Here is a 15016-nt window from a genome sequence, read left to right on the forward strand (position 1 = left end):
CGGCGTGGATCTGTGGATCTGCCCGGAGGGCAGCGTGTCGGCGCCATTGGTGGATGCGAGTGTGGCGTGGCTCAGCGACGATGAGGCGGCGCGCTGGAAGCGCTTCATTCGGGAGGAGGATCGGCGACGGTTTCTGCTTGCACGCGGATTGGTGCGCTCCGTGCTCGCTCGATGCACCGGTCAGACACCGTCTTCGTTGGCCTTCGAAGTCGGGCCACACGGCAAGCCGGCGCTCATCGGCGAGCCTGGTTCCGCGCCGACGCACTTCAACCTGAGTCATACCCGCGGTCTGGTGGTGCTGGCGGTGTGCCGCGAAGCCGAAGTCGGGGTCGATGTCGAGGCAATTGATCGAAACCTCGATCCGTTACGCCTTGCTGCACGCAATTTTTCCATCAGCGAACGCGCCACCCTGGAAGCCTGCGCAGACGAAAATCGCGCCACCCGTTTTTTCGAGGTGTGGACCTTGAAGGAAGCCTATGTGAAGGCCCTCGGTGTCGGCCTGACGCACGAACTTGGCGCGTTCAGTGTCATGCTGGACCCGCAGCCGCCATCGATCATCGAGCATGTCGACGGCGCAGATCGCATCGCGCCTTGTCGCTGCTGGCTTGTCGAGCCAATGCCGGGTTATCGCCTCGGGTTGGTCGTGCGCGGCGATCCTCGTGCAGCAATCGATGTGCGGATCTCGGGGCCGTACCCGCGCTGATCCGTGCAAGCGGTTTGAGGCCTTTGTTGTGTCCTCGCGCCGAGGGGCTTGCTCATCGAGCGGTCGCGCCGTGCAACCCACGTCCTTTCGTTGCGAGTTCGCCCTGCCGCCGCAGGACTGCCTTGGCATCGGTATCCTAGGGTCTGGCGATCAGGCCTCCGGCATCGTCCTCTGCGTGCGCGGCCGGGGCCTGGATTGCGTCGAGTTCCAAGTGCCGCGGATTGCATGCATTGCTTGGCTCCGCGTAGTGATCAAGATGACAAGGAATCCACATGTCTGCTGCTGGCAAGCCTTTGCTGCTGTTGATCGACACCGATCCGGGCGTCGATGATGCGTTGGCGATCCTCATGGCCAGTGCCCACGCCGAGGTGGTCGGCCTGACGATTGCGGCCGGCAACGTCGGCCTCGTTCACACGGTGGGCAATGCGCTCAAGCTGGTCGAAGTGCTCGCTGTGCCCATCCCGGTTCATGCAGGCTGCGCCTCGCCGTTGGTGCTGCCGGCTGCTGGCGCTGCCTTCGTGCATGGGGCCGACGGCTTCGGCGATATCGGCTATCCGCCGGCCAAGGCAGCTGCCAGCGGCGAGCACGCGGCCAATGCGATCGTGCGGCTCGCGCGCGAGCGGCCCGGCGAGCTGACCTTGGTCGCGCTCGCGCCGTTGACCAATCTCGCGCTCGCCTTGCGTCTCGATCCGGAATTGCCGGACAGGATCGCGCGACTGGTGGTGATGGGCGGCGCGGTCAGCGGCCGCGGCAACTTCGAGCGCGTGCCGACCGAGTTCAACATCGGTTTCGACCCCGAGGCCGCGCATGTGGTGTTCGAGGCCTGGCCGCAGTTCGATCTCGTCGACTGGGAGGCCTGTGTGCGCCATGCGCTGGCCTTCGAGCGCTTCGATGCGATGCTCGCGGCGGGTGACGCGCGGGCGCGGTTCTACGCATCGATTGCAGGCACCGCGCGCAGGTTCAATCAGGCCAATGGCCGGCCGGGGATGATCGTGGCCGATGCCCTCGCGATGGCGGTGGCGCTGCAACCGCAGATCGTGACTCGCGCTGAGCAGCGCCATGTCGCGGTCGAACTCGGCGGCGCCCTCACGCGTGGCGCGACCGTGGTCGACTGGGATCGGCGCCACGGTCGACCGACCAATGCGAACATCGTGCTCGATGTCGACCAGGCCCGCTTCGAGGCGCTGGTGGCGGGGGCGCTCGGGGCCGTGGCGGCCCGCTGAGGACGTTGGATTCGCCCGTGCCCCCGACCCGAAGCATCCGGATTCTTGCGTGGCAGACCCATACACGGCTAGAATGCCGCTCTTTTGTCGCGGGCGTTCCGCGGAGCCGAGCCATGAAAGCCGATATCCATCCGAAGTATCAGCCGGTCGTGTTTCAGGACATTTCGACCGATTTCTCCTTCCTCACCCGTTCGACGATGACGAGCAAGGAATCGATCAAGTGGGAAGACGGCAAGGAATATCCGCTGATCAAGGTGGAAATCTCCAGTCATTCGCACCCATTCTTCACCGGCAAGCAGAAGATCGTCGACACCGCCGGTCGCGTCGACAAGTTCCGCCGCCGCTACGCCAAGTAATCCTGTGGATTGCGGTCCGGCCTCGGCCGCCGCAGTCCTTCGTTTGGCGCCTCCAGAACGCCGGCCTCTGCCGGCGTTTTGCGTTTTCCGTCCGGTCGCGGCTGGTGTGAGATCACCATGCGCCTGCGTGCGGTGCGCCTGCGCCGTGCGATAATGCCCGTTCGGCCGCGCGCCTGCGCCTTGGCCGGCTCTGCCTGATCCACCGGCGATCCCGATCCGCGCCTTGCGCTGGCGATTCGCCGCAGCAATCGAAGGAATCCGACCGTGTCCGACAAAACCGTCACCCTGACCGATCCCGCCACCCAGCTCAGCGCCGCCCTCCCGGTGGTCGCCGGCAGCCTGGGCGACCCCGCCATCGATATCGGCAAGCTCAACAAGGAAACCGGCTACTTCACCTTCGATCCGGGGTTCATGGCCACGGCGGCAACGCGCAGTTCGGTCACCTTCATCGATGGCGAAAAGGGCGTGCTGCTTTATCGCGGCTATCCGATCGAGCAGCTCGCCAAGCAGTCGAGCTTCCTCGAGGTGGCCTATCTGCTGATGAACGGCGAGCTCCCCGATGCGACGCAGTTCTCCGCCTTCGAGCACGAGATCACGCATCACACGATGATGCACGAGGCGCTCAAGAACTTCCTGCACGGTTTTCACTACGACGCGCATCCGATGGCGATGCTGTGTGCATCGATCGCCTCGCTGTCGGCGTTCTATCACGACACGCTCGACATGAACGATCCCGAGCAACGCCGCCTTGCCGCGATCCGCCTGATCGCGAAGATGCCGACGATTGCCGCCGCAACCTACCGGTATTCGATCGGCTGGCCGATCCGCTATCCGCGCAACAATCTCGAATACGTCACGCGCTTCCTGCACATGATGTTCGAGGTGCCCAGCGAGCCGCTCAATTTGAGCCCGGTGGCTGCCAAGGCACTCGATCTGCTCTTCATCCTGCATGCCGATCACGAGCAGAACGCATCGACATCGACCGTGCGTCTGGTTGGCTCGACCGGCGCCAACCCGTATGCCTGTGTTGCCGCCGGCATCGCCGCGCTGTGGGGCCCCGCGCATGGCGGCGCCAACGAGGCCGTGCTGAAGATGCTCGCCGAAATCGGTGATGCGAAAAACGTCGGCAAGGCGGTCGAGAAGGCCAAGGACAAGAACTCCGGCTTCCGCCTGATGGGCTTTGGTCACCGCGTCTACAAGAACTTCGATCCGCGCGCGACGATCATCCGCGAGATGTGCCACAAGGTGCTCGCCGATCTCAACGTCAGCGATCCACTGCTCGACGTGGCGATGGAACTGGAGCAGGCAGCACTCAAGGATTCGTACTTCGTCGAACGCAAGCTCTACCCGAACGTCGATTTCTACTCGGGCATCATCTACAAAGCGCTCAAGATCCCGACCGAGCTGTTCACGGTGATGTTCGCGATCGCGCGCACCGCAGGCTGGGTTGCGCATTGGCTCGAGCAGCACAACGATCCGGAAACCAAGATCGGCCGCCCGCGCCAGATCTACACCGGCGCGACTCCGCGCGACTACGTGGCGATCGGCAAGCGCTGATCGCTGCGTCGCCCTCGCGCTCACGGATTCAGTCGGACGCGGGCTCCATCAAGACCTTCAGCGCGGTCAGCGTGGCGCGCTGCATCGGTTTCTCCGTGACCCGGTCGAGCGGCGCCTGACGCAGCAGATCATAGGGCAGCACGGTAAGATCGATGCCGGTGCCGCCGGCGACGAAGCGCAGCACCGGAAATTCACGACTGGTGACGTGATCCAGGCGCAGGCGCCGCGTACCGTCTTCATGATCGATGCCGCGCTCACCGAGCATGACCATCACGGCCTGCGGCTGGTCGGTGTACAGGTGCAGACAGATGGCCGAATGCCGGTCGGCGGTGCCGTCGAGGACGGCGCCGACCAGGCGTGGCTCGAATGCAGCAAGGAAGGTCATCGCCTGACATGCCTGCTTGCGCAGCTCATTCAAATGACGCGCATGACCTTCGCCACCGAACAGACGCTGGTGTTCGCGCAAGGCCTGTTCGACTTCGCTGTTGCTCGGCAAGCCTCTGGAATCGATCAGCCCCAACAGGGCAGCGGCCTTCTCCTTGGCCATTCGGTAATCGCGCAGGCCGTTTTCGCTGATCAGACGCGCCGCTTCGACCGCCACGCGCCAGCGCGTTTCGGTGGCGGCTTGATGCGACGTGCGCGATCCTGGCGGCATCAGAACACGTCGTAGGCTTCGTGCTGCTTGGCGGCCTCGTCGGTGGGGGGCGGTTGGGTCGCCAGACGCTGCGCGTCTTCGTTTTTCATGACTTCGAGGATTGCTCCAGGATCGTCGGCGCCGGCGAGGAGTCCGGTCGCGGGATCAATGCGCACCTTGGTGATGCCTGGGGGCATGTCGAACGGCTGTTCAGGCACGTCCTTGAGTGCGGTGCGCATGTAATCGATCCAGATCGGCAGCGCGGCCTTGGCGCCGAATTCGCCGCGTCCGAGCGAGCTGAAGTCATCGAAACCGACCCAGCAGCTCACCGCCAGTGTGGAATTGAAGCCGCTGAACCAGGCGTCGCGGTGATCGTTGGTGGTGCCGGTCTTGCCGGCAAGGTCATTGCGCTTGAGCACCATCGCAGCCGAGCCGGTGCCGCGGCGGATCACGTCGCGCATCAGCGAGGTCACCAGATATGCATTGCGCGAATCGATGGCACGCGCGGCGGTATGCGCAGCGCCATCGCTCGGTGCAGCGTTGGTGCCCAGCGGACTGGCCGCGCCAGATGATGCCGACGCCGTAGCAGTGGCGGTCGGGGCAACGGAATGATCCGGGCAGGTGCGACAGACGACCGCAGGTTCGGCGCGATAGACCGTCTTGCCATCGCGATCGATGATCTCGGTGACGAGGTAGGGATCGACCAGATAACCGCCATTGGCAAACACCGCGTAGCCACGCGCCATCGCCATCGGCGCCACCGCTGCCGATCCCAGCGCCATCGACAGGCTCTGCGGAATCTGTTCGGGCGTGAAGCCGAAGCGTGTCACGTACTCGTGTGCATAGCGCACGCCAATTGCGTCGAGCAGGCGCACCGAGACGAGGTTGACGGATTTGGCGAGGGCTTCGCGCAAACGGATCGGGCCCTGGAAGGTGTCGTCATCGTTCTTTGGCGTCCATACGCCATCAGGGCGTGATGGATCGGGAAACGACACCGGAGCGTCGTTGACAACCGAGGCCGGCGTGAATCCGCGATCAAAGGCCGCTGAATAGATGAACGGCTTGAAACCCGAGCCCGGCTGCCGTGCCGATTGGGTGGCACGATTGAACTTGCTGCGGGAAAAACTGAAACCACCGACCAGGCTGACCACGGCGCCGTCATCAGGGCGCAGGGCAACCAGTGCTGCTTCCACGGTTGGCAGTTGCGAAAGCTTCCATGCGCCCTCGGCATCGCGGGCCACGCGCACGACGTCGCCAGGCTTGAGCACGTCCGCAACCGCCTTCGGGGCGGGGCCACGGTGGTCTTCGTCCTGATAGCGGCGCGCCCATTCCACGGCCTTGATGTCGAGCGCAACGTTCTGGCCGTCGGCGAGGTAGAGGGTGGCCGATTGCGCGTCACTGGACAGCACCAGGGCAGGCACGAGGCCGGCAATGGTCCGCCAGGGCGCGAGCAAGTCGTTCCATTGCGCCGTGCCGGCATTTGCGGGGATTTCCACATGCCCCTCGGCGCCGCGGAAACCGTGGCGCTGGTCGTAAACCATGAGGCCGTTCCGCAGCGCGCTGTTGGCCGTTTCCTGAAAGCCCGCATCGAGCGTGGTGCGCACGCGGTAGCCATCGGTGAGGGCGTTGTTGCCCAACCTGTCCATGACTTCGAGGCGGACGAGCTCGGCGAAGTAGGGAGCGTCGACCTCGACCGGCGGTTCATGCGGCTGCGCGGTGTCGGCTTCCGCCATCGACTGTTCGTAGGCCGCCTTGTCGATGAACTTGTTGTCGAGCATGCGGCCGAGGACGTAACCGCGGCGTTCGAGTGCACGCTCGGGGCGGCTGAGTGGATTTCCGGTTGACGGAAATTTCGGAATCGAGGCCAGCATCGCGCATTGCGCCAGCGTCAGCTGATCGAGCGTCTTGCCGTAGTAGAACTCGGCGGCCGCGGCGACGCCGTAGGAACGATGGCCGAAGAAGCTCTTGTTGAGGTAGAGGGCGAGAATTTCATCCTTGCTCAATGCATTTTCGATGCGGAAAGCGAGGAATATCTCGGCGAGCTTGCGTGTGTAGCTGACCTCCGGGCTGAGGAAGAACATGCGCGCGACCTGCTGAGTGATCGTGCTGCCGCCGGCGACATGTTTGCTGCCGGTGGACACGGTCAACCACACCGCGCGCAGGATGCCGCCAAGATCAATGCCGCTATGGCTGTAGAAGTCCGCGTCCTCGGCGGCCAGGAAGGCGTTCTTCAGCTGATTCGGCACTTCCTCGATGCGCACCGGCGTGCGCTTGGTCTCGCCAAACATCGCCAACAGTTTGCCGTCGGCGGATTCGACCCGCATCGGCACCTGCAGGCGGACGTCCTTGAGGACTTCCACCGACGGCAGGCGGGGAGAAATGAGCCAGTAGGCGGTGCCCAAGGCCGCCGCGCCGATCAGAAGGCCGGCCACGGCAAGGTATGCCGCATAGCGCAGCAAGCTCAGAAGGAGTCTCATTCGACGAAACTTGTGATGGCAGTCAAGGTATGTGTCGTAAGTCCCCGAGTATAGAGCTTATGCGGGATTTCGGCCGGTTCGGGGCCGCCCGCCCCCCGTCTGGGACCCCGGTTGGGAGAAATTTTGGGGGGGAGACTGGACAGCCATTGAATTTTCGTTAATCCTTGCATTTAATGTAGTCGCGCATCTTTCGCTCGTAAGGGCGCGTGGGAAGGGGAGAAAGTGTGGATCTGTTCACACCAAAGAAGCCGCCTTTGATCGGCGTCGACATAAGTTCCACGGCCGTCAAGCTCCTCCAGCTCGTACAGGTCGGAGGGCGCTATCGCGTCGAACATTACGCGGTCGAAGCGCTGCCGCCGAACGCGGTGGTCGAGAAGAACATCGTCGAAGTCGAAGCCGTGGGTGAAGCGATCCGTCGCGCCTACAACCGCTCCGGCGCCAAGACCAAGACCGCGGCCGCCGCGGTGGCGGGCTCGGCGGTGATCACCAAGGTGATCCCGATGCCTGGCGACCTGTCCGACGAGGACATGGAGGCGCAAATCCAGATCGAGGCCAACCAGTACATTCCGTACCCGATCGAGGAAGTCAGCCTCGATTTCGAAGTGCTGGGTCCGATCAAGGACAATCCGGAAATGGTCAACGTCCTGCTCGCTGCCTCGCGCACCGAGAACGTCGATCTGCGCGTGGCCGCGCTGGACCTCGGTGGTCTGACTGCCAAGGTCATGGACGTCGAGGCCTTCGCGATGGAAAACGCATTCCGCCTTGTGGCCGACCAGTTGTCGGTGCCCAAGGACGCGGTGGTCGCGATGGTCGACGTCGGTGCAACGATGACCACCCTCATCGTGCTCAAGAACCAGCGAACCATCTACTCGCGTGAACAGGTATTCGGCGGCAAGCAGCTCACTGACGAAGTGATGCGGCGCTACGGGCTCAGCTACGAAGAGGCCGGGCTGGCCAAGCGCCAGGGTGGCCTGCCCGAGTCCTATGAAAGCGAGGCTCTGGAGCCGTTCAAGGATGCGATGGCCCAGCAGATCAGCCGTCTGCTGCAATTTTTCTTCGCGGGCAGCGAATACAGCCGGGTTGACCAGATCGTCCTCGCGGGCGGTTGCGCTTCGATCCCGGGTGCTGCCGACAAGGTCGAAGAACACATGGGTGTGCCCTGCGTGATTGCCAACCCGCTTGCCGACATGTCGCTGTCCGGCCGCGTGCAGGCGCAATCGCTGATGCAGGATGCGCCCGCACTCATGATCGCCTGCGGGCTTGCTCTCAGGAGTTTCGACTGATGGCCAACATCAACCTCCTGCCGTGGCGAGCCGAGCGGCGCAAACAGCGCGAACGCGAGTTCTACATGATGCTGGTGTCGGCTGCGGTCGGCGCCTTGCTGGTGTTCTTCGTGGCGATGATGTGGGTTCAATACGTCATCAACGACCAGCAGGCACGCAACGATTACCTCAAGAAGGAAATCGCCTCGCTCAAGGAAAAGATCCACGAGATCGAGGAGCTCGACAAGACGCGAGCCGACCTGATTACGCGCAAGGACATCATCGAGCAGTTGCAGTCCAACCGCTCGCAGATGGTGCACTTGTTCGATGAGCTGGTGAAGACCATTCCCGATGGCGTGCGCCTGACCACGATGAAGCAAGTCGGCGTCACCATCACGCTCGATGGCAATGCCGAGTCGAACCAGCGGGTGGCGAGCTATCTGCACAACATCGACCTGTCGCCCTGGCTTGGCCACTCGGACTTGAAGAAGACCGAAAACACATCCGGTGCCAAGGATGGCGACAAGAAGCTTCCATACCAGTTTTCGATGGACGTGAAACTGCGCAAGCCGGAAGAGCAGCAAAAGGCGCAGGAGGGTGGCGCACCCGCCACGGCCGCGCCGGCCACCAGCACTCCTGCCACCAAGCCGACGGGGGAGAAGAAATGAGCTTCCTCGACGATCTGCGCAATCTTGACCGCAACAACATCGGTGGCTGGTCGCCCGGTGTAAAGGCCTTTTTCGCGATCCTCATCGTGGTCGTTATCCTGTTCTTTGGATGGTGGTTCAAGATCCGGGCGCAACAGGAAGAACTCGAAACGGCACGTTCCCAGGAACTGACGCTGAAAAGGGAATTCGCCACGGATCAGGCCAAGGTGGTCAACCTGGAGCCCTATCGCAAGCAGCTCGCAGACATGCAGGAAATGCTGCAGACGATGCTGCGCCAGTTGCCGAGCAAGACCGAAATGCCGGAATTGCTCAACAACATCACCCAGGCTGCGCTCAGCGCCGGCATCGAAACCGAACTGTTCCAGCCCGGTGCCGAATTGATGAAGGATTTCTACGCCGAAAAGCCGATTCAGTTGCGAATGCTCGGCACCTACCATCAATTCGGCACGTTCATCAGCAACGTCGCATCGCTGCCGCGAGTGGTGATCCTGACCATGCACGATGTCTCGCTGAAGCCAGCCAGTGCTGCCGATGCCAAGAAGGGTGGAGCGGCCGGGTTGCTGATGCTCGAGGGCACCGTCAAGACCTATCGTTATCTTGACGACGAAGAAGCTGCGGCCGTGCAGGCAACCAAGAACCCGCAAAAGGGCAAGAAACCGCCACCAGCTAAGCCGGCCAAGGGAGGTGCGTGAGATGAGCCAGCTCAAAGTTCATCACGCCTCGGCTGCGGCTCTTGCGGTTGCGGTACTGCTGCTGCAGGGCTGCACACCCAGTGAGAGCGTGCAGCAATGGGTTGCGCGCGAGAAGGCCAAGAAGGGCGCGCCGCTGGCACCTTTGCCGGTGATCAAGACCTTCGAGGCCTACATCTACAAGGATCAGGATCTGCGTGATCCATTCGGACCGAGCCTCCAGGAACAGGAGCAGGCCAATGCGCAGGGTCCACATCCGGATCAGAACCGTCCACGCGAACCGCTGGAGTCGTTCCCGCTCGACGGTCTGAAGATGTCGGGAACGCTCGGCATCGGCAAGACCATGGAAGGCCTCGTGCGCGACCCCGATGGTGTCGTGCATCGTGTCCGCGTCGGCAATTACCTCGGCCAGAACTATGGCCACGTCAAGGCCATCGAGGAAGATCACATCGATCTGGTCGAACTGGTGCCCAACGGTGCCGGTGGCTGGATGGAACGACAGGCCACCATCGCACTCGGCGACTCCAAGCCATGATCGAATCATCGGGGACGAACAAAATGACCAAGACATCCGTTGCACTTCCGGGGTGCCGCCCCACCCTCCGCTGGGCACGCCTTGCCGTGCTCGCGGCGATGTCCCTGCTCGGTCCAGCCATCGCCAGCCAGGCGCATGCCGAGAACGTGCTGCGGGATATTTCCTACTCAGCCTTGCCTGGAGGCAAGGTCGAGGTAACGCTCAAGTTCGACGGCCCTGCCGTCGCGCCGCAGGCGTTCGCGACGGAGACGCCGCCGAGCATCGCACTGGATTTCGCCGATACGCGCAATGCCTTTGCCAAGCGTCGGGTAGAGATCGGTACCGGCGCGGCCTCGTCGGTTTCGGCGCTTGAGGCAGGTGGCCGCACCCGCGTCGTGGTCGACCTGTTCCGTGCGGCCGGCTATGACACCCGCATCAGCGGCAACAATGTCGTCGTCTCGATCAACAGTGGCGTGATCGGCAGCTCGACGGCCGCAGCGGCAGCGGCCAAGGCCGACCCGACCAAGGTCGTGTCGCATGCCGCAGCACTGGAAATTTCCAACATCGACTTCCGGCGTGGCAAGAACGGCGAGGGGCGGGTGATCGTCCGCTTCAATGGTCCCGGTGCCGCGGTCAACCTCAAGCGTGAAGCCGGCAACATCGCGCTTGAACTCATGAACGTCCACGTGCCTGCAAGTCAGGCGCGGCATCTCGACGTGCTCGACTTCGCCACCCCGGTGCAGTCGATCGACACCAAGGTGCGCGGCAGCGGAGCACGTATCGAGATCGGCGCCAAGGCTCCCTATCAGGAGCTCGCCTACCAGAGTGGTGATGAGTACGTGGTCGAGGTCGCGCCCAAGAAGGATGAAGTCAAGGCGCGTGGCAAGAACGCGCAGCCCGAGTACAGCGGCAGCCGCGTCACCTTCAATTTCCAGGACATTCCGACCCGCTCGGTGCTGCAGCTGATCGCCGACGTCTCCGACCTCAACATCGTCGTCGCCGACAGCGTGCAGGGCAATGTCACCCTGCGTTTGATCAATGTGCCCTGGGATCAGGCGCTCGACATCGTGCTGCAAGCCAAGGGTCTGGACAAGCGTCAGCGCGGCAACGTCATCTGGGTCGCACCGCAGAAGGAAATCGCCGAGCGCGAGGAAGCGATTGCCGATGCACGGCTGAAGATGGAAACCAAGGAAGAACTCGTCACCGACTACATTCCGATCAGCTATGGCAAGGCCAAGGACATAGCGGCCCTGCTGACCAAGGAAACCCAGACCAACCAAGCGGGTGGCCAGACCCAGCAGTCAGCCGGCGACACCCGCGGATTCCTGTCTTCGCGCGGCAGCGTCTCCTATGACGATCGCACCAACACCCTTCTGGTCAGCGACATCCCTTCGAAGATCCAAGACATCCGTCAGCTCATTGCCGTGCTTGACAGGCCGGTGCAGCAGGTGCTGATCGAATCACGCATCGTGATCGCGACCGACAGCTTTGCGCGCGAGCTCGGCGCCAAATTCGGCATCAGTGGCGGTTACCAGGATCACAACGGCAATGTCATGAGCACGGCCGGCAGCCTCAACGGCACCGACCAGATGAGCAACGTCGTCCTCAACAACCGCTTCAACGGCCCTGGGCGCGGCATGCCCAACACGGCGCCGGGACAGGTCGGTGCCGGCATCCTCGTGCCCGCTTTGGCGAACCGCCTCAATGTGAATTTGCCTGCCGCAAACCCAGCTGGCAGCTTCGGACTGGCGATTCTCGGCGCAGACTACCTGCTCGATCTTGAACTTTCGGCGGCACAGACCGAAGGCCGTGGCGAGGTCATCTCCTCACCCAAGGTGATCACCGCAAACCAGCGCGAAGCCAGCATCAAGCAGGGTGTCGAGGTCGGTTACCTGCAGTACTCGGGTGGCGCCGCGGCGGGTGGCGTCGCCGTGCCGACGGTCGCCTTCAAGGAGGCGGATCTCGAGCTCAAGGTCACGCCGACGATCACCGCAGACGACCGCGTCGTGCTGAATCTCAATGTCAAGAAGGATGCGGTATCCGGCTTCATCGACATTCCCGGGGGTGGCAGCGTGCCGACCCTGGACAAGCGCGAGATCAGCACTGAAGTGCTGGTGGACAACGGCCAGACCGTCGTGCTTGGCGGTGTCTATGAAGTCAACAAGTCCGACAAGGTCAACAAGGTGCCAATGCTCGGCGACGTGCCCTTCATCGGCAACCTGTTCAAGAACACCTCACGTTCCGATACGCGGGCGGAACTGCTGATTTTTGTCACCCCCCGCATCCTCAGCGACAACTTGAAGTGAGCGCGCCCTGGTTGGCGATCAATCCACATCGCGCGATGCGCGCCCGAATTTGCAGGAACGGAGACGAAACATGAAATTTTTCGGCAAGGCTTTGGGGCTGGTAGTTGCCACCCTTGCATTGAGCAGCTGCGGTGGTGGCGGTGGCGATGGCGGATCAACGACCCCACCGGTCAGCGGCAAGATCGAGCTGGTGGCCACGACGACGACACTACCAACCAACGTCGGTGGATATCTCCCCAGTCAGCACGGCCCCAATCAGGCCGAGGTCACCATCACGATCCGCAATGCCGACGGCACTCTGATGGTCGGCCGTGATGTCCAAGTGAGCATCTCTCCGGTCGAAACGGCGGCGCTGTCTTTTCTGGTTCAGGATGGAAACGACAACTTCGACAATCTCTGGGGCGCGTTCACGATCAAGGGCACCAATGGCGTGACCACTGCATGGGTCAATTCGCGCCTGGTTGCGGGCACGGTTAACCTGACTGCTTCCACGATCGACCCGACGACGCAGCGAACAATCAGCAATACCCTGAAGTTCACGATCACCAGCGGCGTGGGCCAAATGCCCACCCAAGTCGCGCTTGCAACGAATTCCAGTGCGGTCTACCTGCCGAGTTCGGGTGGCCGCAATTCGGTTCAGGTTGGCGCAACGGTACGCGACGGTGGTGATCAGCTCGTGCCCGATCCGAACAACGCCGACAACATCCAGTTCGAAATCATCGGCGTGCCCGGCGGGGCGTTGCTGAGCACCAATTCCACCAGCGGTGCAGCGAGCGGCTTGAAGGTCAATTCGCATACCGTACACGGTGTCGCGACAGCCTCGTTCCAGGCGGCGGAAAGCACGCCGCAAGGTGCGATCCAGGTGCGGGCAACGGTTGACCGCGCCGACAACAATGTCTCCAACGGAATTCAGGATGCAGTGACCAGCACGATCGGACTGGTTGTCTCGGATGGCAAGCTCTACAGCGTCACCATCACCTCCCCCAACGTCGATGCGATTCTTGAGAATCGGGTCGATGCTGGTGCGGACGAGGAGAATCCCGGGCTCAATGGAACCTACAGCCTGATCGTGAGCGCGCTCGGCACCGACCGCCAGGGCAATCCGGTCCTTCCGGGCACGCTGATTCATTTCGGCTCGATCGACGAACCGGTTGGCACCTTCGATTCGGGCGCGACCGCCAATGAGTTCCTGCTCGCCGGGGGCGATGGCAATCCGCAGGAGGGCGGCACGGGCTTCACCGCCCCGAATGGTCACTTCACCACCGCGGGTGGCGGAGCGGGTCCGGGCGATGCGCTCATCGTGTTCGGCAAGACCCACCATGGCGCGCCTCACGGCAATGAAGACCTCGAGAGCTCGGTAACGGTCCAAAGTGTCACTGGCGCAACCAGTCTCGTTGCTGCGTCGAAGTTCAATCGCAACGACACGACCGGAACGCTGGTCGACTATGGCCCGGTACTGCCCTACATCATCGGTCGCAGTCAGCATGGCAACATCACGGCTTCTGCACCGACGAATGAGCTGGGCGTCGCGTCCGCGCTTCTGACCTATACCGTGTCGACCCTGGGTCACCGGGTTGCGATGTGGGCGCAGGGCGATGGCATTGATCGGGTCACCGGCGGCGCGCGTCGCGTGACCGATGCCGTCAAGCTTGTCTATCCTGGTGTTGCTCCCGCGACCCTGGTGGCCTTCCCCTCACCGATTCCCGGCAACCAGACCGTGCCCGTTACCGTTTGCTTCATGGATGCCAACAACTCGCCGATCCAGGGCGTCAGCATCGGCTTCCTGATGACACTCGGCGGCGGTACGGGTTCTGTCGATGGCAACGGCATGTCAGGGTTTCTCGACAATACGACCGGTGCCGACGGCTGCGTCGATGCCGTGGTCCAGAGCAGTGGTGTCCCCGCGACCGCCGCTGATGGCACTTCGGGTCAAATCACCTTCAGCGTGGGCGGGGCCACAGCCGAAGTCGACATCGTCGTGCAGTTGTCATTCCTGTCCGCGGGTGGTGAATACCGCCGCTGCGCGGCTGGCAATGTGCCAACGGTCGATGTGGCGGTCCGGGCGTTTGCGACCGATGGCTCCGCCGCTGCGGGTGTCGCCATCGCTGCAACCTGCACGGGCGGTACCGTGACTCCGGCCAGCGCCACCACCGATGCGAATGGTACTGCCGAGTTCTCGATCACCGGTCCGGCAGACACCACTGCATCGTGCACATTCAGCGCTCAGGGCGTCGCTCCCTTGGTGCGCAGCATCAGCCTGCCACCGGCGGATTCGTTCAGTCCGCCCTGCCAGTGACATTCAGCAGGAAGACAGTCTGACGAAGGGCCGCAGCGATGCGGCCCTTCTTTTTTGGTGGAATCACATGGAAAGTGTGCACAGGCCACGAGGCAGCTGCCTGCTCGGGGGCGCGGAACAAGGGACGCCGCACGTGGCGGGGCGTTCGAACTGAGTTTGGGCGTGGCGCGCGACGTGAGGAACAAGACACACGCCTGATTCCGAGCTGTCCACTGCAAACAGGCGGTTGAGCATCTTGCCAGACTCCCCCATGAACACGGTTGCAGATCGAGCAGGCACGTGCAGGGTGGCTCGCGAGTACCCGAATTTCCACAGCGCTTGGTCGAGATAG

12 protein-coding genes are annotated in these 15016 nt (G+C 62.9%); 10 read left to right on the plus strand and 2 right to left on the minus strand.

From position 1 onward, the window contains the following. Nucleotides 1-292 precede the first annotated feature (292 nt). The 4 genes from KF759_RS04410 (at nucleotide 293) to KF759_RS04425 (ending at nucleotide 3839) form a co-directional block, all read left to right on the plus strand. Nucleotides 293-703, plus strand: coding sequence for a 4'-phosphopantetheinyl transferase superfamily protein (locus KF759_RS04410; RefSeq protein WP_291223192.1), 411 nt, complete (start codon nucleotides 293-295; stop codon nucleotides 701-703). A 272-nt stretch (nucleotides 704-975) separates the two neighbouring features. Then, on the plus strand, nucleotides 976-1926 hold the full coding sequence (locus tag KF759_RS04415; protein ID WP_291223193.1) for a nucleoside hydrolase: 951 nt from the start codon (nucleotides 976-978) through the stop codon (nucleotides 1924-1926). A gap of 113 nt (nucleotides 1927-2039) precedes the next feature. After that, on the plus strand, nucleotides 2040-2282 hold the full coding sequence (locus KF759_RS04420; protein WP_291223194.1) for a type B 50S ribosomal protein L31: 243 nt from the start codon (nucleotides 2040-2042) through the stop codon (nucleotides 2280-2282). Nucleotides 2283-2546: 264 nt separating this feature from the next. Next, nucleotides 2547-3839 (plus strand): citrate synthase, encoded by a 1293-nt coding sequence (locus tag KF759_RS04425; RefSeq protein WP_291223195.1) that lies wholly within the window; start codon nucleotides 2547-2549, stop codon nucleotides 3837-3839. A gap of 28 nt (nucleotides 3840-3867) precedes the next feature. Here the strand turns inward: KF759_RS04425 and KF759_RS04430 are convergent, their stop codons facing one another. Further along, nucleotides 3868-4494 carry a hypothetical protein gene (locus KF759_RS04430; protein WP_291223196.1) on the minus strand — a complete coding sequence of 209 codons (627 nt, stop codon included), beginning with the start codon at nucleotides 4492-4494 and terminating at the stop codon, nucleotides 3868-3870. Further along, on the minus strand, nucleotides 4494-6950 hold the full coding sequence (locus KF759_RS04435; protein ID WP_291223197.1) for a penicillin-binding protein 1A: 2457 nt from the start codon (nucleotides 6948-6950) through the stop codon (nucleotides 4494-4496). The genes KF759_RS04430 and KF759_RS04435 overlap by 1 nt, the downstream gene beginning before the upstream one ends. Nucleotides 6951-7174: 224 nt before the next feature. On the opposite strand from KF759_RS04435, the gene KF759_RS04440 reads away from it, so the two are divergent. From KF759_RS04440 to KF759_RS04465, 6 genes are all read left to right on the plus strand, one after another. Next, on the plus strand, nucleotides 7175-8233 hold the full coding sequence (locus tag KF759_RS04440) for a pilus assembly protein PilM (protein ID WP_291223198.1): 1059 nt from the start codon (nucleotides 7175-7177) through the stop codon (nucleotides 8231-8233). After that, a complete protein-coding gene (locus tag KF759_RS04445) occupies nucleotides 8233-8880 on the plus strand; it encodes a PilN domain-containing protein (protein WP_291223199.1) in 648 nt (215 codons plus the stop codon). The genes KF759_RS04440 and KF759_RS04445 overlap by 1 nt, the downstream gene beginning before the upstream one ends. Then, nucleotides 8877-9572 (plus strand): type 4a pilus biogenesis protein PilO, encoded by a 696-nt coding sequence (gene pilO, locus KF759_RS04450; protein ID WP_291223200.1) that lies wholly within the window; start codon nucleotides 8877-8879, stop codon nucleotides 9570-9572. The genes KF759_RS04445 and pilO overlap by 4 nt, the downstream gene beginning before the upstream one ends. 1 nt (nucleotide 9573) lies before the next feature. Next, a complete protein-coding gene (locus KF759_RS04455) occupies nucleotides 9574-10104 on the plus strand; it encodes a pilus assembly protein PilP (protein WP_291223201.1) in 531 nt (176 codons plus the stop codon). Nucleotides 10105-10127: 23 nt separating this feature from the next. Further along, nucleotides 10128-12389, plus strand: a complete 2262-nt coding sequence (gene pilQ, locus KF759_RS04460) for a type IV pilus secretin PilQ (RefSeq protein WP_291223202.1) — start codon at nucleotides 10128-10130, stop codon at nucleotides 12387-12389. Nucleotides 12390-12459: 70 nt separating this feature from the next. Further along, nucleotides 12460-14685 (plus strand): hypothetical protein, encoded by a 2226-nt coding sequence (locus KF759_RS04465; RefSeq protein WP_291223203.1) that lies wholly within the window; start codon nucleotides 12460-12462, stop codon nucleotides 14683-14685. Nucleotides 14686-15016 lie beyond the last annotated feature (331 nt).

It is taken from the genome of Dokdonella sp. (assembly GCF_019634815.1).
GTDB lineage: Bacteria > Pseudomonadota > Gammaproteobacteria > Xanthomonadales > Rhodanobacteraceae > Dokdonella_A.